This is a genomic window from Nibribacter koreensis (assembly GCF_039541795.1).
GTDB lineage: Bacteria > Bacteroidota > Bacteroidia > Cytophagales > Hymenobacteraceae > Nibribacter > Nibribacter koreensis.
Genome location: NZ_BAABGX010000002.1, coordinates 1,312,213 through 1,338,316, shown reverse-complemented (window position 1 = coordinate 1,338,316; position 26,104 = coordinate 1,312,213). Strand labels below are relative to the sequence as shown.

At 49.5% G+C, this 26,104-nt stretch carries 21 protein-coding genes; 15 read left to right on the top strand and 6 right to left on the bottom strand.

Annotated features, from left to right (window positions below; translation table 11 throughout):
• Window positions 1-106: 106 nt before the first annotated feature.
• From ABD880_RS13050 to ABD880_RS13020, 7 genes are all read left to right on the top strand, one after another.
• Window positions 107-1,891: an ABC transporter ATP-binding protein gene (locus ABD880_RS13050; protein WP_345166823.1), complete on the top strand. Its 1,785-nt coding sequence runs from the start codon at window positions 107-109 to the stop codon at window positions 1,889-1,891.
• Window positions 1,892-2,099: 208 nt separating this feature from the next.
• Window positions 2,100-4,439: a ribonuclease R gene (gene rnr / locus ABD880_RS13045; protein WP_345166821.1), complete on the top strand. Its 2,340-nt coding sequence runs from the start codon at window positions 2,100-2,102 to the stop codon at window positions 4,437-4,439.
• Window positions 4,440-4,618: 179 nt separating this feature from the next.
• Window positions 4,619-5,581, top strand: coding sequence for a polyprenyl synthetase family protein (locus tag ABD880_RS13040; RefSeq protein WP_345166818.1), 963 nt, complete (start codon window positions 4,619-4,621; stop codon window positions 5,579-5,581).
• A gap of 245 nt (window positions 5,582-5,826) precedes the next feature.
• Window positions 5,827-6,504 (top strand): hypothetical protein, encoded by a 678-nt coding sequence (locus ABD880_RS13035; RefSeq protein ID WP_345166816.1) that lies wholly within the window; start codon window positions 5,827-5,829, stop codon window positions 6,502-6,504.
• 82 nt (window positions 6,505-6,586) lie between these two features.
• Entirely contained in the window at window positions 6,587-7,213 is a 627-nt protein-coding gene (locus tag ABD880_RS13030; protein ID WP_345166815.1) for a rhomboid family intramembrane serine protease, read from the top strand.
• A gap of 90 nt (window positions 7,214-7,303) precedes the next feature.
• A complete protein-coding gene (locus ABD880_RS13025) occupies window positions 7,304-7,819 on the top strand; it encodes a fasciclin domain-containing protein (protein ID WP_345166814.1) in 516 nt (171 codons plus the stop codon).
• Between the two features lie 1,121 nt (window positions 7,820-8,940).
• On the top strand, window positions 8,941-9,666 hold the full coding sequence (locus ABD880_RS13020; protein WP_345166811.1) for a head GIN domain-containing protein: 726 nt from the start codon (window positions 8,941-8,943) through the stop codon (window positions 9,664-9,666).
• A gap of 229 nt (window positions 9,667-9,895) precedes the next feature.
• On the opposite strand, the gene ABD880_RS13015 is transcribed toward ABD880_RS13020, so the two are convergent.
• Window positions 9,896-12,217 carry a patatin-like phospholipase family protein gene (locus ABD880_RS13015; RefSeq protein ID WP_345166808.1) on the bottom strand — a complete coding sequence of 774 codons (2,322 nt, stop codon included), beginning with the start codon at window positions 12,215-12,217 and terminating at the stop codon, window positions 9,896-9,898.
• Window positions 12,218-12,525: 308 nt separating this feature from the next.
• Window positions 12,526-13,902, bottom strand: a complete 1,377-nt coding sequence (locus ABD880_RS13010) for a M20/M25/M40 family metallo-hydrolase (protein ID WP_425575831.1) — start codon at window positions 13,900-13,902, stop codon at window positions 12,526-12,528.
• A gap of 333 nt (window positions 13,903-14,235) precedes the next feature.
• On the opposite strand from ABD880_RS13010, the gene ABD880_RS13005 reads away from it, so the two are divergent.
• Window positions 14,236-15,660 (top strand): Glu/Leu/Phe/Val family dehydrogenase, encoded by a 1,425-nt coding sequence (locus tag ABD880_RS13005; RefSeq protein WP_345166805.1) that lies wholly within the window; start codon window positions 14,236-14,238, stop codon window positions 15,658-15,660.
• 90 nt (window positions 15,661-15,750) lie between these two features.
• Here the strand turns inward: ABD880_RS13005 and ABD880_RS13000 are convergent, their stop codons facing one another.
• Window positions 15,751-15,876 (bottom strand): hypothetical protein, encoded by a 126-nt coding sequence (locus ABD880_RS13000; RefSeq protein ID WP_345166802.1) that lies wholly within the window; start codon window positions 15,874-15,876, stop codon window positions 15,751-15,753.
• A gap of 580 nt (window positions 15,877-16,456) precedes the next feature.
• Here ABD880_RS13000 and ABD880_RS12995 point away from each other — a divergent pair.
• The 7 genes from ABD880_RS12995 to cls all read left to right on the top strand — a co-directional run bounded on the left by ABD880_RS12995 (window position 16,457) and on the right by cls (window position 24,223).
• On the top strand, window positions 16,457-16,975 hold the full coding sequence (locus ABD880_RS12995) for an RNA polymerase sigma factor (protein WP_345166800.1): 519 nt from the start codon (window positions 16,457-16,459) through the stop codon (window positions 16,973-16,975).
• The gene (locus ABD880_RS12990) at window positions 16,962-17,597 is read left to right on the top strand and encodes a hypothetical protein (RefSeq protein ID WP_345166797.1); all 636 of its coding nucleotides are present in this window, start codon (window positions 16,962-16,964) and stop codon (window positions 17,595-17,597) included. The genes ABD880_RS12995 and ABD880_RS12990 overlap by 14 nt, the downstream gene beginning before the upstream one ends.
• A gap of 139 nt (window positions 17,598-17,736) precedes the next feature.
• On the top strand, window positions 17,737-19,227 hold the full coding sequence (locus ABD880_RS12985) for a DUF5687 family protein (protein WP_345166794.1): 1,491 nt from the start codon (window positions 17,737-17,739) through the stop codon (window positions 19,225-19,227).
• A 118-nt stretch (window positions 19,228-19,345) separates the two neighbouring features.
• The gene (locus tag ABD880_RS12980; RefSeq protein ID WP_345166792.1) at window positions 19,346-20,038 is read left to right on the top strand and encodes an ABC transporter ATP-binding protein; all 693 of its coding nucleotides are present in this window, start codon (window positions 19,346-19,348) and stop codon (window positions 20,036-20,038) included.
• A 150-nt stretch (window positions 20,039-20,188) separates the two neighbouring features.
• Window positions 20,189-21,544, top strand: coding sequence for a serine hydrolase domain-containing protein (locus ABD880_RS12975; protein WP_345166789.1), 1,356 nt, complete (start codon window positions 20,189-20,191; stop codon window positions 21,542-21,544).
• A 102-nt stretch (window positions 21,545-21,646) separates the two neighbouring features.
• Window positions 21,647-22,684 carry a metal-dependent hydrolase gene (locus ABD880_RS12970; RefSeq protein WP_345166786.1) on the top strand — a complete coding sequence of 346 codons (1,038 nt, stop codon included), beginning with the start codon at window positions 21,647-21,649 and terminating at the stop codon, window positions 22,682-22,684.
• Window positions 22,685-22,711: 27 nt separating this feature from the next.
• Entirely contained in the window at window positions 22,712-24,223 is a 1,512-nt protein-coding gene (gene cls, locus ABD880_RS12965; protein WP_345166784.1) for a cardiolipin synthase, read from the top strand.
• Between the two features lie 62 nt (window positions 24,224-24,285).
• Here cls and ABD880_RS12960 read toward each other — a convergent pair whose 3' ends face one another.
• The 3 genes from ABD880_RS12960 to ABD880_RS12950 form a co-directional block, all read right to left on the bottom strand.
• Window positions 24,286-24,849, bottom strand: a complete 564-nt coding sequence (locus ABD880_RS12960) for an acyl-CoA thioesterase (protein ID WP_345166782.1) — start codon at window positions 24,847-24,849, stop codon at window positions 24,286-24,288.
• 171 nt (window positions 24,850-25,020) lie between these two features.
• Window positions 25,021-25,347: a DciA family protein gene (locus ABD880_RS12955; protein WP_198001412.1), complete on the bottom strand. Its 327-nt coding sequence runs from the start codon at window positions 25,345-25,347 to the stop codon at window positions 25,021-25,023.
• A gap of 177 nt (window positions 25,348-25,524) precedes the next feature.
• Window positions 25,525-26,079, bottom strand: a complete 555-nt coding sequence (locus ABD880_RS12950) for a GNAT family N-acetyltransferase (protein WP_345166777.1) — start codon at window positions 26,077-26,079, stop codon at window positions 25,525-25,527.
• Between the last annotated feature and the right edge of the window lie 25 nt (window positions 26,080-26,104).

Genomic DNA, 26,104 nt, shown 5'->3' with positions numbered 1-26,104 from the left:
TTGTATAGTAAACCGTGAATTTTTACACATTCCTTAACGCTGTCCTAAGAACCAACGGCTTACTCTATTTCATTACCTTTGATTTTTCCTCATCCCTTACTACTCTGTGCAAGATTCCTCGCCTCTTCTTACTGTCAACGGCCTAGAAATTGAATTTTCTACGGCAGGCGTGCATACCAAGGCAGTAGCGGGGATTGACTTCACGCTCCAGAGAGGCGAGGTCTTGGCCATAGTAGGAGAGACGGGCTCAGGCAAAACCGCTACCTCCCTGGCATTGTTGCAACTATTGAACACGCCATCTGCGCGCATAATCAACGGCCAGGCCATTTTTCAATCAGAGCAATTAGGCGAAGTAGATTTACTGCGGTTGAAAGAGAAGGAGTTGCAGAAGATACGCGGCCGGGAGATTTCCATGATTTTCCAGGAGCCTATGTCTTCTTTGAACCCCGTCATGCGCTGTGGGAAACAAGTAGCCGAGGCTCTCCTCATCCACTTTCCCATATCTAAGAAAGAGGCCATGCACCGCACTATTGCGCTTTTTGAGTTGGTACAGCTCCCAGACCCTGCTAAGAAATTCAATGCTTATCCACATGAACTGTCTGGGGGACAGAAGCAGCGCGTCATGATAGCCATGGCCCTGGCCTGCAATCCGTCCATATTAATAGCAGACGAGCCCACGACCGCCTTGGACGTCACCGTACAAGCCGCCATTCTGGATTTGCTACGGGACATCTGCCTGAAGCGCCACATGTCCATGCTCTTTATCACGCATGACCTAGGCGTGGTGGCAGAGATGGCTGACCGGGTGCTGGTGATGTACCAAGGCAAAGTAGTAGAACAGGGAACCGTCTTGGATATTCTCACCAATCCGCAGCATCCCTATACTCAAGGACTGTTAGCATGTAGACCGTCTTTGCATACCCAGGCGAAGGTGTTGCCCACTGTGGCAGACTTTATGAAGGAAAAGCACACCGCAGAATATGTGGATAATAAGCACAAACAGGAAGCTCCAACAAGCACACCAATTGTAAATAAGAATAAGGAACCACTTATTCAGGTAGAAAATCTACAAGTATACTTGCCAGTGAGGCGTTCCATCTTCTTGCAGCCAAAGGAAGTAGTCAAAGCCGTGGACGGCGTTTCATTTGAGATTTATCCGGGTGAGACAGTAGCGCTGGTAGGAGAGTCGGGTTGTGGAAAAACTACCTTAGGACGGGCTTTGTTACGCTTGGTAGAACCTACCAATGGGAATGTTCTACTAGATGGCATCGCGTGGAAAAATCTGTCCTCCAAAGAACTCAGAAAGCGACGCAAGGACTTCCAGATTATCTTCCAAGACCCGTTTTCGGCGTTGAATCCGCACATGGCCATTGGGGACGCCATCATGGAACCAATGAAGGTGCACGGGGTGTTAAAGAGCCGGCAAGAGCGGGAACAGCGCGTATTAGAATTGTTGCAGACTGTGAATCTCTTGCCAGAACATATACATCGTTATCCACATCAATTCTCAGGCGGGCAACTCCAGCGTATCAACATAGCCCGCGCCGTAGCGCTCCAGCCCAAGTGTATCATCTGTGATGAGGCCGTCTCTTCTTTAGACGTCTCTGTGCAGGCGCAAGTGCTCAATCTTCTCAACCGTCTTAAGCGCGAGTTCAACATCACGTACCTGTTCATCACCCATGATTTGGCCGTGGCTAGGTTCATGGCCGACCGCATCTTTGTGATGCACCAAGGACAGATAGTAGAACAAGGGCCCGCGCAGCAGATCTTTGAGAGTCCACAGCACCCCTATACCCATACCTTGCTTCAGTCCATCCCCAAAGGTGATGTTAATGATATTTTAACAGCCCAAGAGAAACGAAAAGCATTAAAAGCAAGTATAGACGAATAGATATATTTGCGAAGCGCTCAAAGCTTCCGTTTTTAGCCTACTTTTAGCAAAACAGGCCAAAAACGATTATCCTTAGGTTCTCCATTGAATCAGCAACTCACAACATTCATTTGCTGGAGTTCCCATCGCTTCTTGCAAGAGAGCGATAAAAACGGCAGGCCGTCTTAGAAAAAGTACGTCTGCCAGATACAATTTGTAATTAGTAATAATGGAAAGAAAAAGAAAAGACCGTAACGAAAAGGGGCCATCTGCCCCGCGGTCCGAAAAATCAAGCAACAGCAGAGGCTCGGCCTCTAAAGATAAAAGGGGTTCTAAAAAGAAAGACGGACCAAACGTTGGCCAGATTTCGGCGGGCGTGTTGATTAACATCTTCAGCCAGAGCCCAGAGAAAGTATTCACGTATCGCCAATTGCACCGCCGTCTGGGCATTAATGACCAGCGCGGGCGTGAAGAGGTATTCAATTTGCTTAAAGTATTGCGGAAGACCGGTGAGATTGTGCATTTGCAGAATGACGCCTACGTTTTCAACCCAGACTTTAAAGGCGAACGCACGCGCAGCCCTAAACGCGAGGATGCCGGTGACCGCGGTGAAAGACGCACTACCTCTACCCGCTTTAGCGGACGTGGCAGTGAAACGCTTATTGGTAAGGTAGACTTGGCCAACGGACGCTTCGCCTATGTCATCTGTGAGGATTCTGAGCAGGACATACGCGTCCCTACAGAGAAACTCATGTTTGCCATGACCGGTGACACCGTGCGTGTGGCCGTGAGACGCGGTCGTAAGCCTAGTGACCGGCCCGAGGGCGAAGTAGTGGAAGTACTCAAGCGCGAGCGCGAAGAAGTGGTGGGCCGTCTGCAAATGGGCAAGGGCTTCGGCTTCTTGGTACCTGACCAGAAACGCATGTACTTTGACGTGTTTGTGGGCGAGCGCAACTTGGCAGACGCCAAAGACGGCGACAAAGTGATGGTGAAAGTAACCGAATGGCCAGAAGACCCTAAGAAGAGCCCGACGGGTGAAATCATAAGAGTATTCGGGCCAGCCGGTGAGCACAACGCCGAGATTCACGCGATTATGGCGGAATTCGGCTTGCCGTTTGAATTCCCGGAGAGCGTGGAAGCTGAGGCGGATGCTATTCCTGAAGGAATCACCAAGGAAGAGATTGCCAAGCGCCGTGATTTTAGAGATGTGACCACCTTTACCATTGACCCGGCAGACGCTAAGGACTTTGATGATGCCTTGAGCATGCGTCAACTAGAGAACGGCAACTGGGAGATTGGCGTGCACATTGCCGACGTAACGCACTATGTACAGCCCAATACCAAGCTGGAGAAGGAAGCCTACCGCAGAGCCACATCCGTGTATCTAGTGGACCGTACCATCCCTATGCTTCCGGAGCGCTTGTCTAACGGCCTTTGCTCATTGAGACCCAATGAAGATAAGCTCACGTTCTCGGTGGTGTTTGAGATAGATGAGAGCGCCAAAATCCATGACTATTGGATTGGACGTACCATCATCCACTCAGACCGACGTTTTGCTTATGAAGACGCCCAAGAGGTGATTGAAACCGGCGAAGGCGACTACAAGGATGAGATTCTGAAGCTGAACGAACTAGCCAAGAAATTCAAGGACAAGCGCTTTAAGCACGGCGCCGTGAACTTTGAAACCATTGAGGTGAAGTTTAAGCTGGATGAGAACGGCAAGCCGTTATCCTTATACATCAAGGAACGCAAGGACGCGCACAAATTGATTGAGGAGTTCATGCTGTTGGCCAACAAGTACGTGGCCGAGCATGTGTACCACATTAAGAAGGGCAAGAACAAACTGACCATGGTGTACCGTACCCACGGCGCCCCAGACCCAGAGAAACTCTTGAACTTCTCCATGTTCGCGCGCAAGTTTGGCTATAATTTGAATCTAGCCGAAGGCCGTGACATCTCCAAGGAGTTGAACAGCCTGGCAGACCAAACCGAAGGCAAGCCTGAGCAGAACGTCCTTCAAAGCCTGGCCATCAGAACCATGGCCAAGGCCAAGTATTCCACAGAACCAGAAGGGCACTTTGGACTAGCCTTTGCGCACTACTCGCACTTTACCTCACCTATCAGAAGGTACCCAGACATGATGGCGCACCGTCTTATTGACCGGTACACGCATGGACAGGACTCTGCTGACGTGGAAGAGTTTGAAGAGCGTTGCTTGCATTCTTCAGACATGGAGAAACGCGCTGCAGACGCAGAACGGGCCTCTATCAAGTTCAAGCAGGTGGAGTTTATCAACAACTTCATTGGCGAGCAGTTCAAAGGAATTGTCTCTGGCTTGACCGAGTGGGGCATGTACGTGGAGATAGAAGAGAACAAGTGCGAAGGCATGATTCGTCTGGCAGACCTGCAGGACGACTTCTACGAGCTGGACTCGGCTAATTACCGCATCATTGGTCGTAGCAACAAGCGCATGATTTCCTTCGGGGATGAGGTGATTGTAGAAGTGAAGGCCGCCAACATTCTGGACCGTACTATTGACCTTGAGTTGATAGATACTGTCAAGAAATAAGTAACACTAAACACGTAAAGCGTTTTTGGCTTCTTTTCCAGGAAAGAGGCTAAAAACGCTTTTTTCTTGTTTGGCTAAACAAAACAGCCCGTTTCCTTATTTTACAGTAGCTTTGACTGCAGACGCAAAGTAGCCTCCTTTCAACTACTTTTTTGACAACACAATTAAAGAATACCGCTGTGGATATCTCCCAATTCTCCGAGAGAATCAACCAAACCCTTTCCACGCTCCAGTATGGTGAAAACCCCAGGGAGCTGTATGAGCCCATCCAGTATATTATGCAACTGGGCGGCAAACGCATACGTCCCTTGCTCACCTTGCTGGGCGCATATCTGTTTGAGGATGACGTAGAAAAGGCGGTGATGCCGGCCATTGGTGTAGAGGTTTTCCACAATTTCACGCTCATGCATGATGACATCATGGACCAGGCACCTATTAGAAGAGGACAAGCCACGGTGCATGAGAAATGGAACACCAACGTGGCTATTCTCTCCGGAGATGTGATGCTGGTGCGGGCCTATGAGTACTTCATAGGCATTGAACCCGCCAAACTGCCCATGGCTCTGCAACTGTTCAGTAGCTGCGCCGCCCAGGTCTGCGAAGGCCAGCAATTGGACATGCTTTTTGAGACCCGCCAGGACGTGACCATTGACGAGTACCTGGAGATGATTAAACTGAAGACAGCCGTTTTGCTGGGCTTCAGCTTAGAACTTGGCGCGCTTTTAAATAACGCCGATGCTGAAGATGCCAAGCATTTAAAGGAGTTTGGCATCAACATGGGCTTAGCCTTCCAATTGCGGGATGACTTACTGGATGTCTACGGTGAGCAGGCCAAGTTTGGCAAGCGCGTAGGTGGAGACATTGTCTCAGACAAGAAAACGTACCTGCTGTTAACTGCCTTAGAACGCGCTTCGGCTACGGAGCAGAAAGAATTGCTAAGCTGGCAGGGCAGAACGGATGTGGATAAAGTAGAGGCCGTGAAAGCCATCTATGACCGTCTCAACATCCAAGACATCACCCAAACCCAGGTTAACCATTACTTCCAGAAGGCCTTGCACCACCTGCAGGAAGTGAATGCTTTGAATAACAAGAAGGATTTGCTCAGAACGTTGGCCATTCAATTGATAGAGCGGGATAGCTAAGGAGATGTGAAAATTTGAAAATGTGGAGATGTGAAAATGGGCTTTCGTTTTCAGGCTGTTTTACATAAAATAGGCCAAAAACGAGAGCAAAGCATATTATAAGCATTTCAAGGTAGGGGCAATCCCTTGCGGTTGCCCTAAGCAGTTTTACCTTTTCGCCATTGTTGGTGTTCTCATCAACAATCTAAGTAGCTCTTTCAAAAGTAATTTCTTTTATAGAGCTTGATGTATAAAACCCGTCTGTGATGCATAAAGTAGTAGGGCTGGCTTTGATTGCGTTATCATCCTTTGCCTGTACATCAAAGCAAGGTGATTCTATTGGGAATGAAACTGTAGAAGTTTCTACGATAGGAGCTACTGTGGATACAATAGTTGTTAAGGAGGCGTTACGTCAAAAGAAGGCCTTAATTGATTCACTGTTTGATGTTGAAATTAAGGATACGCTACTTACCCCAAACAGAAAGCAGTTTCAGGTTTGGGTGAAGCTCCCCAACAGCGGAGAGCTTACGCAGGTAGTAAATAACAACTGGCCAGAAGAGGTAGAGAGCACCTTTAATCTTCAATTGGACAGCCAAGGACGCATCATTAGAATAGCAGAAATGCCTTACAGTGAAAGCGGCGATTGGGACATAATGTATAGCCACTACTTTACAGAAGAAGGCAAGACGTTTGCGTTTGAGAAGCTGGTAAGCGCTTTTAATACCTTTTGTCCCAATAATGAATTAGTGGACGACGTAACAAGGGAGAAAGTAATCAACTTGTATTCGCCATCTTTTACCAGAATAGACAGCACTTATAAAATGACGGATGAAAAAGGCAAAGACATCACATCTAAGAAATGTGAGCTACAAGTAAACAGTGAGACGATGATATTTAAGAATCTTGCCGCTTATCTGTCTGCTAATAAGCTTAATTTAAAATAAATAGGGCATTTAGACCCTGCAATCATTTGAGGCCATAAGAGGGCTCTTATCTTATTTCAATATCTACCAATCATCACCAACCATGCCTTTCCCTATTAGCATCACCATTATACTCATCCTTATCACCGTTGGCATCTCCATCTACGCCTGGCGCAACCAGAACCTCATGGAGGCTTGGGTGCATCACCCGCAGACGGTGGCCCAAGACAATGAGTGGTGGCGCTTGTTAACCTCTGGTTTTCTGCACGCAGATTTCGGGCACTTGTTTTTTAACATGTTCTCGTTCTATATGTTCGGGGGAGTGGTAGAGCAGTACTTTGTAGCCATCTTTGGGCCAACCATGGGCATTGTCTTATTCTTGACCTTGTACTTGGGAGCCATCGTGCTGTCAGATCTGCCAACCTATTTTAAGCATAGAAATGACAGAGGGTATTATTCATTAGGAGCGTCTGGTGGGGTAGCGGCCATTATCTTCTCTAGTATTTACTTCAACCCAACCTCAGAACTCATCATCTTCCCAATACCTTTGCCCATCAAAGGCTACATCTTTGGCGCTTTGTATTTAGCCTATTCCTATTACCAAGCCAGACGTGCCGGCGATGGCATCAATCATAGTGCCCACTTCTACGGGGCGCTCTTTGGGGTGGTGTTTACGGTGGGTCTGGTACCAGAATACTTCCCTAGATTCTTAGAATTAATTATAGGATAAATATTGTATTTTCCCTTTGTAAGCGGGCTCATCTTATTTCTTCAAATCTGCGTATATATTACATACACAGACAGAACGGAGGTTAATAAGATGAAGCGTGAATTGCGTATTTTAAAGGCAGCGTTTCTGCTAAGCATAAGTCTGGCGATACCAGTCACTAGCCACGCGCAGGTAGTGACCGCCTCTACGGCCGGCACAGCCAAGTTGCCGTTGACCACCATCGCCGAAGGGATTGTAAGTAGTAATCAAAAAGACTTACTGGACTTGGTGACTAAGGCGGGGCTTATGCCTGTTCTATCTAGCGCAGGCGCTTATACCTTCTTTGCGCCCTCAGAAGAAGGCTTGGTGCAATTGAGAAGCAAGACCCCAGATGAGCTGAAGACTATTCTATCGCAGCACATTGTGCAGGGCAACGTTACCACCAAAGACATGCATGATGGGGCGCGGCTAAAAACCTTCGGCGGCGGTTCCCTACGAATACTCAAAAAGAAAGGCGCTATTCTAATAGATGGCGTTAAGATAACCAACGCAGACCAGCCGTTTTCTAATGGCACCTGGCACCAGATAAACGGCGTCTTGAGCGCACCCGTTTCCACTACCTTTTAACCCATCCATCCTATTGTTCATACATGCAAGAGCGGCCAAACCCCCAGGGCCGCTCTTGCTGTTTTTGGGCTATTTCTGGCAAAAGAGGCTAAAAACGAAGACGCTTACCCAATCCTTGTAAAGCAAATACATCGCTATTGGACAGGCAAGATTCAAGATGATCCTACAGAATTGGATGTATGACTGCTCTTTCCTAACTAGATGTACACTGACCAGTAGTTCTTGATTAGAAATTTCATTTACCCCTTTGTAATCAAGAACCTCATACACCAAATGCCTACTAGTAAAAGCGTCTCTAAGCGCTACCAGTAGCGGTTAAGTTGCATGGGCCTTCCTTCTGGGCAGGGATGAATTTCTTTCCATTTGCAGAGGACGTTTTTCCGGATGGGGCGGTTGATTGCTGCGCTGGACCACGTCGTATCGGTGCCACGCCGCTACAATCAGCAGACGGCCGCAGGCCTACGCCGGACCCGTGCCAGCAGATAAAGTAAACCGTGCCTTGGCACGAATGCCTCTGCAGCGACAGGGACGGACTTTACCTCCAACCAACAGTAATCAACCAACAGGCTTAAACAGCATTGGAACCAGAACCAGTCTTGGTCCTGAGCGCCTCTGTTGTTTCGTCGCCCGCCAGGGCGGGGCCAAAGGCCCAGAGTACAACAGCAGTGCGAAGGGCCAGGACGGGGCCCCGCGGCCGTGAGCGCTTAGCGGAGAAGATGCAACAAGAAAGGTGGTGCGCATCGGTAAAGACGGTATTTCTCAGGAACAGCCAACGGTGTGCACTTGAACAGCAGTGTACAATGGGATTGCAGCTGGAGAAGCAGTCTTGGTCGTTGGTGAGAACACCAGCAACGGCGGCAAAAACTGCTGCCAAAGCAAGTGCAAAAACTAAACACATAAGAGAGCAACGCTTCCAGCCATGCTAATAAAATAAACCCACCTTAAGAAAGAATAGAAGCTGGGCTAATTCAAACCCCACCAGAGTTAACGCCTTAGATACCTTGCGCATAAAACATATAGTACCTGACTATTTAATAAAGGAACATCAAAAAATATCTTAGGCTATAAGCAACCCTTTCCCTTAAGTCTTCATCTTTGGAATATACCTTACTTCAAAAACCATGAAAAGACATTCTCTACTCACTGCCCTTCTGCTAGTTGCCCTAGCCACCACTTTGGCCTCATTTAAATTCTCTACCGTTTTAAGAGAACAGGAAGATAGAAACGTGGGTGCTTTTACTAAGATAAGCCTAGGCTATCCTGCCCATGTAGAATTGCGGAAAGGCAACAGCCATAGCGTAAGGGTAGAAGGCGACAAAGACCAATTGGATATGTTGATAACCGAGGTAAAGGACGGCAGATTATACATAAGACGCAAAGACACCGGCTCCTGGATTAGCTGGGGATCTGATGATAAGAAACGCGTCAACATTTACATTACCACGCCTGTAGTAGAGGCTGTTTCTGTTAGCGGATCAGGCAAACTGGTTTCTAAAGACACCTTCAAAGGCGAGCGTATGGACTTGGCCGTGAGCGGATCTGGGAGTATTACCTTGCAGGCAGATGTGGATAACCTGTCAAGCAAAATCTCAGGCTCAGGGAATATTTACTTAAAGGGCGAAAGCAACCATGCTATGGCTTCTATCAGCGGCTCTGGCTCTTTGAAGGGCTATGAGTTTGAGACGAAAGAAGCCACCGTAAAAATTTCAGGCTCTGGCTCCTGCGAGATTAAAGCCAAGGACAGTCTCAAGTCTACCATTTCTGGTAGCGGCCGCGTGTCTTATGAGGGTTCGCCTAGAATTGACAGTCGCGTGAGTGGTTCTGGATCTGTGAAGCGCCGTAGCTAGCATTTCATTTTTGGCCTGTTTTCTGGGAAATGGCTAGAAAACGCCTTGGCCTTACGCCCGTCTACTCAGGACCTGACCCTGATAGGCGGGCGTTTTTTGTGGCTGCTAATCCTAGGTTATCCACAGCAATTCATGCCAAAAAGAGGCTTGTCAAAGAGTCGCCTCAACTATCGTTTTTTGCTTCTTTTCATAAAAACAGGCTAAAAACGACTAAGGCAAACTAGGTTAACTATTGCAGGCTGCGGCCTCTGTAGAGCAAGAAACCCACGTGTCCAAACACAGACCACCGGTGCGCGTCATTGTCATAATGGATCACGTGCAAGGCCGCCGGACCAATGGGCAGTTGCAGAATAATGCCGGTACTGGCAGTCAGGTAGGGTCTGCTAAAGCCGTCTTTCTGCACCGCGCGTTGCTCAGGCCCTTCTTGCAAAGGCTGGTGAATGATGTGGGTAAAAGCCTCTGTGCGCCATTCAAACTTGGTCAGGAAGTTACGGGAGTACCTTAGGCCTAAGGCTCCGTAGCGAGTGGCTTTGTAATTGTCTAGGAACAGCGTGCGCGAGTCTGGCAAGGGAAGAAACGTAGGGGCACTGGTCAAGGAAGACCTAAAATTAGAGAACTGACCCTGGGTGCTCAGCATGCCTTCAGCAAAATAGCCCCAGCTGCTCTTTCTGTCCTCTGCCTCATAATAGCCCTCATAAATAGCTGAGAATTGAAGCCAGGTATGGTCTTCTTCGCGGCCTTCTGGCATGATGGAGGTAGAACCCGGTCTATACAACTCGGTAGCCTGCACGGCGCGCAGCCCCAATACGGCGCGGTGTCCTTTGGTAGAGTACATCTTGCGGTTCAAAGAGTTGCGCTCAAACCGGAAGGCGGCTGTTAGGCCAGTTAAATCGGTTTCGTCTAGCTTGTCATCAGAAGACACGTCTTCAATGTTGGCGTACTCGTCTTCATTAGAGAAAAAAGCACCGTCTAACACAAACCTGCCCCTAAAATTGTGGCTCAGGCCGGCCTGTAAACCTACTTTGAAATCGCGCTGGCGTACCTGGGTGCTGGCGGCCTCGCGGTCAAAGATGGAGCTGGTGTTCTGGTAGTTCAAACTGCTGTACATGACAGAAGGCTCCATATAAAACGGCAACCTGGACGGCACATTCACCCTAAACCCAAACTGGCCTGCGGTGTAAAACCTACCCACGTTGGCATTGATGCCCACCGTATACAACAGCTTGGTTAGGTGCCGGTACTCTAGCCCCATGTACAAGTTATCCACAGGCCGGGTACTAAAAACCGCGCCCACCTCGGCGGTGGCGTTGTTGCTTTGTTGGGCGTCTACGCTTAACACATAGCCTTTGGTGGCCGGGTCATACTGAATGCGCGGGTAGATGCCTCTAAAGAAATCATTGGCCGCCAGGCGGTAGTAACCTTCCTCAATCTCATCAATGGTATAGTAGTCGCCTTTCTTCAGGAAGAATTTGCGTACGTACTCATTCTGATTTTCCTTGAGGCCAGATACGCGCACGCGGTCAAAACGGGTAGGGGGGGCCTTTTCCTGAAAGGCTGCTCTGCGTTTGATCAAATCTACTGTGTCCACGCGGCGGCCTATGCGCTCTTTCACTTGGTCCAGCTTGGCCTCAGTGGCTTTGGTGCCTATGTCTATTAATTCCTTCACCTTGGCAAAGTCAGTGGTCCCAAAGCCCTCTAGGTCTGGCTGAATGAGAATGCCGTTCTTGCCCACGGCCAGTGTGTCTGCCACGTCAAAGCTTAAAAATACCAAAGAAGTACCCAGAATCTCATCGTCCTTCTCATGCGGGTATTTCTTGAAGGAGACATCGCCCACGTTCACCCCAATAATCACGTCTGGCTTAAACTCTGAGCGCATCACGTCTGTGGGGAAGTTGTTGAACAAGCCGCCGTCAAACAGATAGCGCCCGTCTGACTGCCTAATGGGCCTGAACGCCAGCGGCACGGCCATAGAGTTACGCACCGCATCTGCCAGGGAGCCTTTGCGCTGCACAATCTGCTGACGCGTGAAAATCTCGGCGGTTAAGGCCCTGAACGGCACAAATAATTGGTTGAAGTCATAGTTGGCAATGGCCCCGCCCGCCGCCAGCGTAGACGCCAGCGCGTAGTTCAAGTTTACGTCACTGATCAAACCACCAGTGGTCTGTACTTTCAGGCTGGATTGAAGGGTAAGCGGTAACCGCAAGGCAGCCGGTGATGGGTCCAGACTGAAGTAGTTAAAGGCACGGTCTTCTAATTGCTTGCCAGACACCCAGTACTGGAACTTAGGTGACAGCACCAGGTCTTCAATGTCTTGCGGCGAGTACCCCGCAGCATATAGAGAGCCCACTACGGCACCCATGCTGGTACCCACAATGTAATCAATGGGAATCTGGTTTTTCTCCAGCACCTTGAGTACGCCCACGTGGGCCAGACCTTTGGCGCCGCCGCCGCTTAAGACCAATCCTACTTTTTGGGCAGTACTGTTCTGGAGTCCTGTGCCCAACAAAAGGAGCAGCAGCAGCAGGCAAGAGAAGAAATAAGAACGATGCATAAATATGTTTCTATAGCGTAGGAGAGCGGTAATGGGAAAGGAAATACAGCGGTTTTGTCAAACTGCCTGTCTGGTGAATAACCAAGAATACAGGGAGTTGTTGCCAGCAACGTGTATATTCATAAACCACAATATTCTAGGAAAGGTTACACGGCACGGGCACTAACCGTGTCTATACGGCAAAGCCCTTAAAACAAACAGCCCTACAGCGTAAACTGCCGGGCTGTTTTTTGCCTGTTTTCCAGAAAATAGCCCAAAAACGGACGAACAAAAAAAGCCCCTCACCAGAAGGAGAGGGGCTTGCGTTCTTATCTTATCGGTTTGGGCATGATAGGTAGGCTTTCATGGCCCTCTGCGTCAACGGACTGTACTGCAAAAAAGTAGTTGTCTTTGGAGTAGGGCAGAATGGTAGTAGTGGTATTGCCGCCGTCTATGTAGATTTTCTTTTCCCACATAGGCGAAGACGTTTCCCGCATTAAGATGTAGTAACCAGCCGGGCGTTTGCCTTTGACAGGGGCTTCCCATTTCAGCTCGGTCTTGTTGGTGAGATTGCTGGTGACCACGCCCACGTTCTCCGGGGAGTAAGGCGCCAAAGCCAGGTTAGACAAGGTAGCCAGGTTCATAGCCGTGTTCTTGCGCACGTACTCATAGTCCACATGCTCCGGGAAGTCGCCATAGGCAATGCCTTTCTCTGTGCGCACGTTCTGGTGCTGATACTGGTAGTTCTCGTTCATCTCGCAGACGCGTATGGCCGTGAAGCCTAATTGACTGAAAGGGGTATGATCGCCGCCGCGCAGGAAGCGGTCGGTGCGGTAGTTTAGGACCACGTCTAGCTGCGGCACGTAGCGGCTGGCCATCTCTTTCATGTAGCGGGCCAATTGGCGGCTTCGGCTGTCATTCTCGCCGCCGGTGCTTTTGCGCATGGCAATCATTTCTGGGGTTTCCAGGGCAGGTACGCCTTCAGAGAAGATACGCACGCGGGTATTGTCTGCCAGACCGGTCTCATCTGACAAAGAGTTACCAATCATGTCATTGTTGAGCATGGCTACCAGGTTCCAGTTCTCCTTTTTGGCGCGCTCGGCCAGGTGGCGGGCCCCAATCAAGCCTTGTTCTTCTCCCTGCACGCAGACAAAAATGATAGTAGCTGGAAACGACTGCTTGGCCATGACGCGGGCCAGTTCAATCACCGCGGCAGTTCCGGAGCCATCGTCATTGGCGCCGGGTGCTTTGCCTACGGCGTCCATCACGTCTGTATTTCTAGAGTCAATATGCCCGCTCACTATGAACACGCGGTCATCGTTGGGGTCGGTGCCTTTGAGCGTAGCCATGACGTTGGCCATCTCTATGTCTTCCTTGACGCGGCGTCCATCGGCCTTCACCAAAAACTTGTCCTGGGTCACGGTCATGCGTCCATTTGACAAGGCGGCGGCTTTTTGCATCTCGGCCTCGGCCCAGTTGCGGGCGGCGCCAATGCCTTTCTTTTTATCTTTGGTGGAACTAAGCGAGTGGCGGGTCTCAAAGCTTACCAGGCTGCGCACCAGGCGCTCCAGTTCCTGGGCCGAGACCTCTTCGGTCATTTTCTTGATAACCGGGTCTATTCTTACAATTGACTGGGCCTGAGCCAGCGGTGCACTCATCAATAAGGTGCAGGCGCCCGCCAAGGCAACGGTGGAAAATTTAAACATGGTTGTTTGTGTAGGGTGGTTTTGGGTCTTAGAGCAAAGTAGCAGGCCAGGGTTTAAAGCAATAACTAAAACAGGCCAACTTGTTCTTTATAGCCTTGTAATTTCTGCATTAATCCCCAGAAACTCAATCTTAGCATAGTGCCATACCTGGTTTTACTATTCGTTTTTAGCCTCTTTTCCAGAAAACAGACCAAAAACGAACTATGGGCATAGCATGAAGTCCTGTGTCTTACATCTTACGTCTCCAACATTGTTCTCCGTGGAACATTTAAAAGGGAGCAACGCAGTCAAGGGTTAGTACGTTCTAGTTTAGTCATCAACCAACAGAAAACTATGAGCGCCAATGTAGCCCCCGGAAGAGAATTCCTAGACAGCGTCCACTACTACTATGACAATGCCGCCAAGCACTCTAACCTTAACCCAGGCATTCTGGCCCAGATAAGGACGTGCAACAGCGTCTACAAGGTGAATTTTCCGGTGGAGATAAACGGCGAAGTGCAAGTGTTTGAGGGCATACGTGCCCAGCACAGCCATCACAAGCTGCCCACCAAAGGCGGTATCCGCTACAGCATGCACGTAGACGAGGACGAGGTAGTGGCCCTGGCTACGCTCATGACCTTTAAGTGCGCCGTGGTAGACGTGCCGTTTGGCGGCGCGAAGGGCGGCGTGAAGATCAACCCTAGAACGTCTTCCGTTGAGTTGCTAGAGAAAGTAACCCGTCGTTTTGCCAGTGAGCTCATCAAGAAGAACCTCATAGGCCCCGCCATGGACGTACCCGCGCCTGACTACGGAACCGGCGCCCGCGAAATGGCCTGGATAGCAGATACCTACCACACCTTTAAATACGGCGAGACCAACGCGCTGGGCTGCGTAACCGGTAAGCCGGTAGGCCAGGGCGGCATTAGAGGCCGGACCGAGGCGACGGGCTTGGGCGTGTTCTTTGGCTTGCGTGAGGCTCTAGCTGACACAGAGATTATAAAGCTGTTGGGCTTAACACCGGGCATTGAGGGCAAGCGTATCATAGTGCAGGGGCTGGGGAACGTGGGCTACCATGCCGCCATCTACTGCCAGAAAGCCGGCGCCATCATCACGGGGATTGCCGAGCGCGAAGGCGGCATATATAACCCTAACGGCATAGACGTAGACGAGCTTTTCCAATACCGCCTGCAGAATGGCAGTGTGAAAGGCTTCCATGGCTGCACCTATTTGGAAAGTTCCAGTGAGTTGCTGGAACATGAGTGCGATGTCTTATTGCCCGCCGCCCTGGAAAACGTCATCCACCAGGACAACGCCGCGCGCATAAAAGCCAAAATCATTGCGGAAGGCGCCAATGGACCGGTGACCCAGGAGGCCGAGCGCATTCTACTGGCCCGCGGTATTGTCATCATCCCAGACTTGTACCTGAACGCGGGTGGGGTGACCGTCTCTTACTTTGAGTGGCTCAAGAACCTGTCCAACGTACGGTTTGGCCGCATGGGCAAGCGCGCCGAAGAAGCCAGCCTGAAGCGTTTAGTAGACACCATTGAGAAGAACACCGGCAAAAGCCTGTCACCTGAGGAAAAGGAACTCATCATTCATGGCGCCGATGAGCGGGACTTGGTTTATTCGGGTCTGGAAGACACCATGATCACCGCCTACCATGAGATACGTGAAGTAACCAAGCAAAAGTCCACTATCACGGATTTGCGCACCGCTGGTTTTTATAGTGCCATTGAGAAAATTGGCGTGAGCTATCAGTCATTGGGTATTTTCCCTTGATATCAGACATCGTTTTTAGGCTGTTTCCGTCAAAACAGACCAAAAATGCCAAGGCCTCAGCAGTTTACTACTGCTGGGGCTTTTTTTACGCTATAACTTGTGTGCACGGTCTTGGCTTTTGCTGAGTAATGTCGTTTTCTCCGGTGCGCACTCACTGCCTTGTTCGCCGTTGTTGGTGTTGTCACCAATGACTGAGACTGCCGCTCTAGTTGCCATTACTCTCTGGGAAAGACTTGGCGCACTGGCTTTGGCTATGCCTAAGTACTACTGTCTTTTCCAGTGCGAAGTCACAGCCTTGTTTCATTTCTTCCGCTAAGCGCTCAAGGCCGCGGGGCCTCGTCTTGGCCCTTCGCACTGCTGTTGTACTCTGGGCCTTTGGCCCCGCCTTTCAGGCGACGAAACAACAGAGGCGCTCAGAACCAAGACTGGTTTCGGTTCCAATTCTGCTTGGGCTTGCTTATCCATGAACTTTCCTCAAGCAAAACCAGCCAATGTCGCTGCAGAGTCACGCGTGCTGCGCACGGTTTGCTTTATCTTGGTTCACGGGACAGGCCGGGCCTTGCGACCGTCTGCCGATTGTAGCGTCGTTCCGCGGAACTACGCTATTGTCAAAGGCCACCTGCAAAGGCGCCGTTTTCAGGCTATTTTCCTGAAAACAGCCTGAAAACGGGAGGGGTAAACCAGCAGGATAACTAACAATCAGCAACCAGCCGTCAACAATTTTACCGCAAATCGGCTAGAATCTGTAATTTACCTGTGGCTTAGGCTACCAATAGGGGTAAACTTTTAGACTACGGTGGAAAATCCGGCGCTTAGGAAAGAATTCGTCAAGCTCATTGCACAGGACCAGGCCTTGATCCACAAGGTCTGTAGCATGTACTGTCGTGACCCCGAGGAACGAAAAGACTTGTTCCAGGAGATAGTGTTGCAACTCTGGAGGTCCTATCCTACGTTTAAGCACGAATCTAAAGTAAGCACCTGGATGTATCGCGTGGCCTTGAACACCGCCGTCTCTAGTTTTAGGAAGGAATCCCGAAGGCCGCACCACGGCTCGCTCTCTGACCTAGACCTGCAGATACCCTCGGCCCCAGACACCTCTGCTGAATACGAACTAAAAATCAAGTACCTCTACTCCGCCATTGACCAGTTGTCTCAAGTGGAAAAAGCCATTGTGATGCTCTATTTAGAAGACAAGTCCTATGATGAGATTGCCGAGATCATCGGGATCACCAAATCTAACGTAGGCGTGAAACTAAACCGCATCAAAGCCAAGCTAGAGAAACTGCTTACTCCTGTGTACGATGAAATTAGATAGCCTCAAAGACGCCTGGCAGGTGTATGCCGCTCAGACGGCGGCAGTCCACCAGGTCACCGAAGACCAGATTAGCGGTCTTTTGAAAACCCGCACCCAGAATGCGGTCACCAAGCTCAAGAAGAACATGTACTTTGAGCTGGCCATGCTCTTGTTCACGGTGCTATTATTTGGCGTGGGCGTGGTATTGGTGCAGGATGACATGGTGTTCAAAATACTCTGCATGGTGATTGTGGTCATCTGCCTGCCGTTCCTGGGCTATTTCTTGGGACGCCTGCAGTACCTGCGCCGCCTGAACGTGACCTCTGAGAACCTGCGCGGCACGCTGCAAAACCTCACCGAGATGCTCACTGGCCTCACCAAACTCTATTTCTGGAGCAACGTCCTGTTTGCGCCCATTGGCTTGGCGGCGGGTCAGTTGGTGTATTTGAAACTAGGCGAAGGCATCAACCTTTCCCATTTGCCCTGGGAGCAGTTGTCTCTGCGACTGATTATTGGCTTTGTGATTGGCGGCGTGTTTGGCTATATCTTCCTGCGGTGGTACATCCGTCAGATGTATGGCAATCACCTAAAGAACCTGAGAGGCGCGCTTCATGAACTTGAAAGCCTGGAGGTTGCAGCTTAGCTCCAATTCTGGTCTTTCATCTGGCATACATAGCGTTTTTTCTATCTATTGGTAAAGAATTCAGGCCGAGCTTGTAATATTTTGGTAAGTTAAAGGACTAATAGCCTAAACACACAAACTACCAAATAACAACCTGCTTATGCTTTCACTTCTTCTTTCGCACCAATGGAAAGAAACCACCCGGTCCTCTGTCTGGCAGAAAAACCTGACCGTGAATCTGGTGCTGGGCTTCTTCATGCTCCTCATGCTCTTGTATGTGGTGATGCTGGGGTTCTTTCTGGACAACATCCTCAACTACATGTTTCCGGGCAAAGAAACGTTGGCCATGGTCAACGGCGGTTTGCTCTACTACTTTTTGATTGACCTGGCCATGCGTTTCTTCTTGCAGGAGTTGCCGGTGCTGGGCATTCAGCCGTATCTGCATCTGCCGGTGGGCAAGTCCAGGCTGGTCAATTTTGTGCTCTGGAAGTCCATTACCAGCCTCTTCAACTTCCTGCCGCTGTTCTTGTTCATTCCCTTTGCGGTAAAAACCTTGCCGGCGGTGTATGGCATGACCGGCACCTGGATGTGGGTACTGGGTCTGTTCCTGCTCACGCTGGTGAACAACTTCATTACGCTCTATGTAAAGCGCCAGCTGGTAGAAAAACCGTTGGTGACGTTTGGCTTCTTGCTGGCCGTGATTGGCTTGGCCCTGGCAGACTACCTCAACTACATCTCTTTAAGCGACAGCTCCAGAAGCTTCTTCAATGCCTTGGGTACGCAGCCTATCTGGGTGATAGTGCCCCTGATTTTGCTGGCAGCAGTATACTATCTTAACTACAGTTTCCTGATATCTCATACCTATCCAGAAGAGATGCGGGTGAACAAAGCGTCTAAAGTAGGAGACAGCTCAGAGATTGGGTTCCTTCAGCGTTTTGGCGAGATAGGGACTTTGATTGGCCTGGAGTTGCGCCTGATCCAGCGGCACAAGCGCCCACGCTCTGTGCTGGTGATGTCTGTCTTCTTTCTGGCGTACGGTTTTGTGTTCTACTTGAACAAGATGTACACAGACGGCTTTGTGATGATGATCTTTCCGGGCATCTTCATGACGGGCTTTGTGATGATGAGCTATGGTCAGTTTGTGCCAGGCTGGCAAAGCGCTCATTTTGATGCACTCCTGACCAAGCGCCTAAGCCCCTACAAGTTTTATCTGGCCAAGTTCTGGATGTTTGTGCCTGCTTGTGTGATAGCCTATCTTGTTACCTTGCTGTATGGCCTTTTGCCGGAGGCTGGTGGTAAAATCATGCTCATTAATACGGCTTGCTTTCTCTATAACATAGGCATTAATACGTTTGTGGTGCTGTATATGAGCACGTTCAACAAGAAGCGCATTGACCTGAGCAAGAGCGCCTCTTTTAACTGGCAAGGCGTGGGTGCCTCTCAGTTTATCTTGATGTTGCCTATACTGCTGGGGCCCATCTTAATCTTCTTGCCTTTCAATTTATTGGGTCAACCTTACTGGGGCATAGCCACGCTTGGTATCTTGGGCATCATGGGTTTCATCTTCCATAAGCAGTTGATAGGGGTGGTAGTGAAACGCTTCACCGCCCAGAAGTATGAGATTGCCGCTGGTTTCAGGCAGACAGCCTAGGTGTGGATAACCCAAGCTTCTTGGGAGAGTTAGTAAAAGTTAACCGTTTAAAAACTAGTCATTTACCGCATGGATGTTTAAGTAGAATGCTTAACACCCATGATAAAATATAAAGCATATGATAACAGTACGCGACCTTCAGAAAAGATACAATGGCGTAACCGTGGTAGACATTCCGGCATTGGCCATTAACAAAGGAGAAACCATTGGTCTGGTAGGCAACAACGGTGCCGGTAAGACCACCTTCTTCCGGATGATCCTGGACTTGATACGCCCGTCTGGCGGCGAGGTCTTGAGCAAAGACGTGAACGTACGCACCACCGAGGACTGGAAGCAGTACACCGGCTCTCACCTGGATGAAGGGTTCTTAATTGACTACCTCACCCCAGAAGAGTATTTTAACTTTATTGGCAAGTTGAACGGTTTAAGCCAGGGAGACATACAGGCCTTCTTGGAGCGGTTCCAAGACTTTTTTAACGGCGAAATCTTGGGCCAGCGCAAGTACATCAGAGACTTCTCTAAAGGAAACCAGAAGAAAGTGGGCGTGGCCGCCGCGGCCATGGCAGACCCAGAGCTGCTGATTTTAGATGAGCCTTTTGCCAACCTGGATCCAAGCTCACAGATACGCCTCAAGAACCTCTTGAAAGACCTAAAACGCCAAGGCATGACCATGTTGATATCCAGCCATGACCTAAGCCACGTGATTGAAGTCTGCGACCGCATTGTGCTGCTAGAAAAAGGCAGGGTAGTAGAAGACATGAAGACCAATGAAACTACGCTCCAACAATTGGAGAGCTATTTCACGGTGTAGTTATCCACAGGGTTGGAGTCGAGATGATTAGACGTTTGGTCTTTTTAGCTTAGCGATACCTTAAAGGCGTTTTTGGGCTGTTTTACAGATTTTAGCCCAAAAACGCCTTTTCACTTTTCATTTATCAGATAATCTTATTTAAAATCAGATATGAATCTCAGGAAATTAGCAGCCGTGAGCTTAGTGGTATCCTTGCCATTTATGGGCGTGGCGCAGGCTCAACAAAAGGGTTTCAATAAAGCCAAAATGGACAGCCTACTATCCGTGATGGAAAGTAAGGACAAAATCATGGGCACGGTGGCTGTTTACCAGGATGGAAAGCCGGTTTATAATAGGGCCATTGGTTACGCCACCATCGCTGATCAAGGCAAGGATAAGGCTACTACCGCCACCAGATACCGGGTTGGGTCTATTTCTAAAACCTTCACGGCTACACTTATTCTGCAATTGGTGGATGAGAAGAAGCTGAGTCTAAACACGCCGCTTTCTACCTACTTTCCGCAGTTTGAAAATGCGTCTACCATCACCATTGAACATCTGTTGAACCACCGCAGTGGGTTGACGAGCTTTACTTCAGTGCCCACCTATGGGTTGTACATGACGCAACCCAAAACGCAGGAAGAGATGCTGTCCATCATGGCATCATTGAAGCCAAAGGCCGAACCCGGTACCAACTATGACTACAGCAACACCAATTATGTATTGCTGGGCTATGTTGTAGAGCGCGTCACCAAGAAGCCGTACGCAGAGGTTCTGCAGAAAAAGATTGTGGATAAACTCAAGTTGAAGGATACCTATTACGGCGGAAAGATTGATAAAAACAAAAAGGAGGCTTCTTCTTATGCGTTTGTCAACAGCCAATGGACTGCCTCCCCAGAGACAGACATGAGCATTCCGCACGGGGCTGGTGCGGTGGTTTCTACCACTAAGGACTTGGCCATCTTTATCCAAGGACTGCTAAATGGCAAGCTCATCTCCCAAACTTCCTTGGAAAAAATGAAAACCATGAAAGACGCCTATGGTCTGGGCTTGCAAAAGTATTCCTTTAACAATCATGTAGGATACGGCCACGGCGGCATCATTGACGGGTTCCAGTCCATGATCAAGTACTTTCCTGAGCAGAAGCTGACCATGGCTACTACCTTCAATGGTTTGGGCATGAGCGCTAATAACGCCCATATAGGCATCCAGAGCATCATGTTTAACCTGCCCTACCAGATCCCAACATATGAGACCCCTAAAAACCTTAGCCTGGACCTGAGTAAGTATGAGGGCACGTTTGTCTCACAGCAGTTTCCCTTAAAAGTGACCATGTTCAAAGAAGGAGACAAGCTGATGTCGCAGGCGCAGGGGCAGTCGGCGTTTAACTTAGAGCCAAGATCAGCACAGACCTTTGTGTTTGATCCCGCTAACATTGAGATTGAGTTTAAGGCCAATGAGGCGGGGGTGTATGACCAGTTCACCTTAAAACAGGGTGCCGGCAAGTATATCTTCACCAAAGAATAGCAGTTGTTCTATTGCTGTAAGGCGTTTTTGGGCTATTTTCTAAGAAGTAGGCCAAAAACGCCTTTTTGATTTAAGACGTACACCCACCACATTTGCACTGTTATGGATTCATTGACACACGCCGCCATTGGGGCTTGTATAGGAGAACTGACGCTAGGCAAGAAGCTGGGCCGGCACGCGCTTTGGGTAGGCGCCCTTGCGCAGAACCTGCCGGACATAGACATTGTAGCGGCCCTGTGGTTACCCTTCTCCCAGAACCTTATAGTACATAGAGGCATCACGCATTCCTTTGTCTTCGGGGCTGGTTTGGCTTTGTTACTGGCTTTTATTTTAGCCAAATGGCCGAAGACCCGAACTGTGGGTTTCACAGCGTTCTTGCTATTTTTTCTGGGTCAAATCTTTCTGCATGACCTGCTAGATACCTGCAATGCGTATGGCACTGGTTTGTGGTTGCCCTTCAGTGAGACGCGTTTTTCCTGGCATTTGCTCTACGTAGCCGACCCGCTGTTTACCATTTGGCCCATCTTGGCTGTTTTGGCGCTTTTGTTTGTGCGAGGGACCACCCTTCAGGCTAGAAAAGGCTGGGCAATTTTGGGCTTGTTGCTACCGCTTGGCTACCTAGGCTACGCCAACGTGAACAAAGCCGAAGTCAACCGGGGAGTAGACGCTTCCATAGCAAAACAGGGCCTGCGGGTGCAAAGCTATTTCACCACGCCCACCGCTTTTAACAACTGGCTGTGGTACGTAGTAGCGGCCTCAGACAGCGGGTATCACATAGGCTACCGGTCTGTGTTTGAAAAGCAAGACGCCACTACCGCATTTACTTATTATCCTAGAAACAGCCATTTATTAACAGAGCATCCAGACCAGCAAGAGGTACAAGCCCTTAAGCAGTTTGCCGCAGGCTATTATACTGCCCAACAGAAGCAGGATACCTTGCTCTTTAATGTACTCAGGTTTGGGCAGGTGATGGGTTGGCGAGATACTACTTCTTCGTTTGCCTTCCATTATTACTTGAACCCCAAGCTGGATAATACGCTAGCCGTACAGAGAGGCCGTTTTAAGGGGTGGGATAGCCATACCGTCAAGCAGCTTTTCCACAGGATTTTTAAGCCAGATGAGGGTCAAGAAATTCGTTAAAACTATACTTATCCACAGGTAAACTCTATGCTAGAGAACCTCAGACAAAAATTACAGGCATCGCCGTTTGACTTTCTGCTGGACCAGGAGAATTGGATACTGGTGGGCAACAGTATTTACACGGTCATTTTGGTGCTGGTCTGTCTGCGCATCATCTATGACACCCGCTCCACGTCCAAGACCCTAGCGTATCTGCTCATCGCCATTTTTGTGCCGTTCTTGGGCATGATCATTTACTTTTCCTTCGGGATTAACTACAAGAAACGCCGCATCTATACCAAAAAGCTGATTGAGGATGAGGTCTTTATGAGTGAACTGGAACAGCGCGTGACGGCCTACTCAGAAAAGAACCTGCAAACCAGCAGCCCAGAGGTAAAAGCCAACAAAGAGTTGATCAAGCTTTTGCTCAGAGACAGTTTTAGCCCTTTGACAGCTGGCAACAAAGTCAAGGTACTTCTTAATGGCGAAGAGAAATTCCCTGAGGTGCTGGAAGCCCTTAAGCAAGCCAAGCATCATATTCATATTGAGTACTACATCATAGACAATGACCGAATAGGCAATCAGATTAAAGACGTGCTCATTCAAAAGGCTAGGGAGGGCGTGCAGGTCAAATTGATTTATGATGACTATGGGAGCCGGTCTATCAGGCGGCGGTACGTGGCAGACTTGGCAGCGGCGGGCGTAGAGGCACATCCGTTCCACAGGGTGCATTTCTGGTTACTTGCCAATAGATTGAATTACCGCAATCACCGTAAAATCATCATCATTGACGCCAAGACGGCCTTTGTAGGCGGCCTCAACATAGCAGACCGTTATACCAATAACCCAGCGTACAAGCAGACGCTTTACTGGCGAGACACCCATCTGCGCATTGACGGCCCGGGCATCTATTATCTACAATACCTATTCTTCTGTGACTGGAATTTCTGTTCGGGGCAGTTCTTGCACCCAGAGGAGCATTATTTCATTGCCGAGCCCGTGCCAGATGCCCATTGTAGGGTGCAGATAGCGGCCAGCGGACCAGATTCCCCAACATCTACCATTCTCTTCTCCTTGCTGCAGTCCATTTATCTGGCACAGGAAGAGGTGTTGATAACTACCCCGTATTTCATCCCCGGCGAAAGCATTTTGAACGCTTTATGCGTAGCGGCCATGGGTGGCGTTTCTGTAAAGCTGTTGGTGCCAGGCATCGCAGATTCTGCGCTAGTCAACGCCGCGGCCTGGTCTTACTATGATGATTTGTTGTTGGCGGGTGTGGAAATCTACCTGTACCAGAAAGGTTTCATGCACGCCAAGACCATGGTCATTGACGGTAACATGTCCATGGTGGGCACCGCCAATATGGACAACCGAAGCTTTGAACTAAACTTTGAAGTAAACGCCGTGGTCTATGACAAGGAAATCTCTCAACAGCTGCACAATGCCTTCTACCGAGACTTGAAGGACGCCAAGAAGATTGACCCAGACGAGTGGCGCAACCGCTCCAAGGTAAAACAGCTTTTTGAGAAACTAGCCAGATTGCTATCGCCGTTACTATAATCCTTAAAATTCCATTTTTGGCCTAATTTCACAGAAATAGACCAAAAACGCCTGTGGATAACTTATAGGTCAAAGGCCATTTGACAGCGCTGCCCTTGCAAAACCGGAAGATGCTGTTGCAATTCCAGCTTGGTCTTAATCTCCTTGAACTCCTGCTCAGAGCGGGCTTTGATTTCTTTGCGTTGCAGGGCCTCAATGAAGCGACGTGCGTCTTCGGGGGTTTCTAGGGTGAGGCCGGGTACTTGGGCGGGTTTGTCGTCTTCGCCTTTGGCCACCATGGTAAAGTATGACGTGTTGGTGTGCTTGACAGAACCGGTCTTCACGTTCTCGGCAATCACTTTAATGCCCACCAGCAAAGACGTTCTACCCACGTAATTCACCGAAGCCAACAAGCTGACCAACTCGCCCACTTCTACAGGCTGTAGAAAATGCACGCCGTCTACTGTCACGGTCACGCAGTAATTGCCCGCATGCTTGGCCGCGCAGGCATAGGCTACCTTGTCCATCAAGGACAACAGAATACCGCCGTGAATCTTCCCGCCAAAGTTGGCATAGCTTGGGATCATCAGCTCGGTGAGCGTAGTGCGGGAATGGGAAACGGGTTTGAAGAAGTCTGGGTCTGGCATGGGCGCGTTACTGGTTATTCGTTGTTCGTTTTTCGAATCAGCAGAATTAGATGTTGTGTAACCCTCCTGCTTAATGTTGTGATGAATGGTACGACGTCTTTTCGTTTTTAGGCTAATTTCTCAGAAATACCCTAAAAACGAATGACGAGCAACCAACAACCAATAACGAATCTACAAGAACACCACGTCGTCAATGACAGATTCGCCTACCTCAGCGTTAATGAGCGTAAGCACTTTGGCTTTGGCCATGTTGAGTTCGTGCTTGAGCGGGGCAGAGGTGAGGCGCACAAACAGCTTGCGGTTGCGCACAAAGACTTCTTGCGTTTTCATGGCGATGGCCTTGCCCATGATCTTCTCCCAAGAGGCTATCAACTGTACTTCACTGAGCTTGCCGTTGAGTTTGTACGCCCGTAGCATGGCCTCAATGCTGTCTTTCAAAGAGATGGTGTCTGCTTTGCGCATGAAGGGGCTTCTGGGGTTCAAGGGGCGTAATGACATAGTTTTGCGGGTAAGGATTTGCGGGTTCTGAACTGCTAAGGTAGCCGTTTAAACTGCGCCTAAATCCTTTTACGGCAGATGAATTTATCCACCCGGTTATCCCCAGAAATACGCTAAGTTCTGCACCTTCGTTTTCACCCTGATTTCCAGGAAGTAAGCCAAAAACGGTATTTGCTTTTAAGAATGCTGGCCTGCTACAATCCTTTGGTAATCACTTCTGGTGAGTTTCCAGCGGTTGACCTCCTGCTCAAAGTTGAGCGAGCCGGGCACGGTGACGTACCGCTTCTCAAACGTGAAGCCCACTTTCTCCAGCGTCTTGTTGGGGGCTATGTTGAGTGCGTAGGGCTCACTGTAGAGCTCATGCAATTCAAGATTCTCAAAGAAGAAAGGCAGGGATTTCTTGACCAGCTCCGTGCCCATGCCTTGTTGCCGCGTCGCTGATTGCCACAGATGCAGGTGCATGTACGCACTCTGCCCAAACTGAATGTTGTTGACGTTGCAGTGACCTACTGGCGTTCCGTCCACCAGCCAAATAAGCGCATAGGTCATTTTCTCAGACATGGGCGCTTTGAGCTGTTGGGTAAGCATGTGGGTGAGGCCTTCGCGGGAGGGAAGCTTCTGCAAGTCCACGCCCATGCTCACCAGAAAGTCCGGGTCTGACTTCAGCCAATAGTCCGCAATGAGGGAAATGTCATCTGCCTGCAGTTCTCTTACTTCTAAAGATGCTTTCATGGGAGTGAGTTTAGAAGTTCAAGCT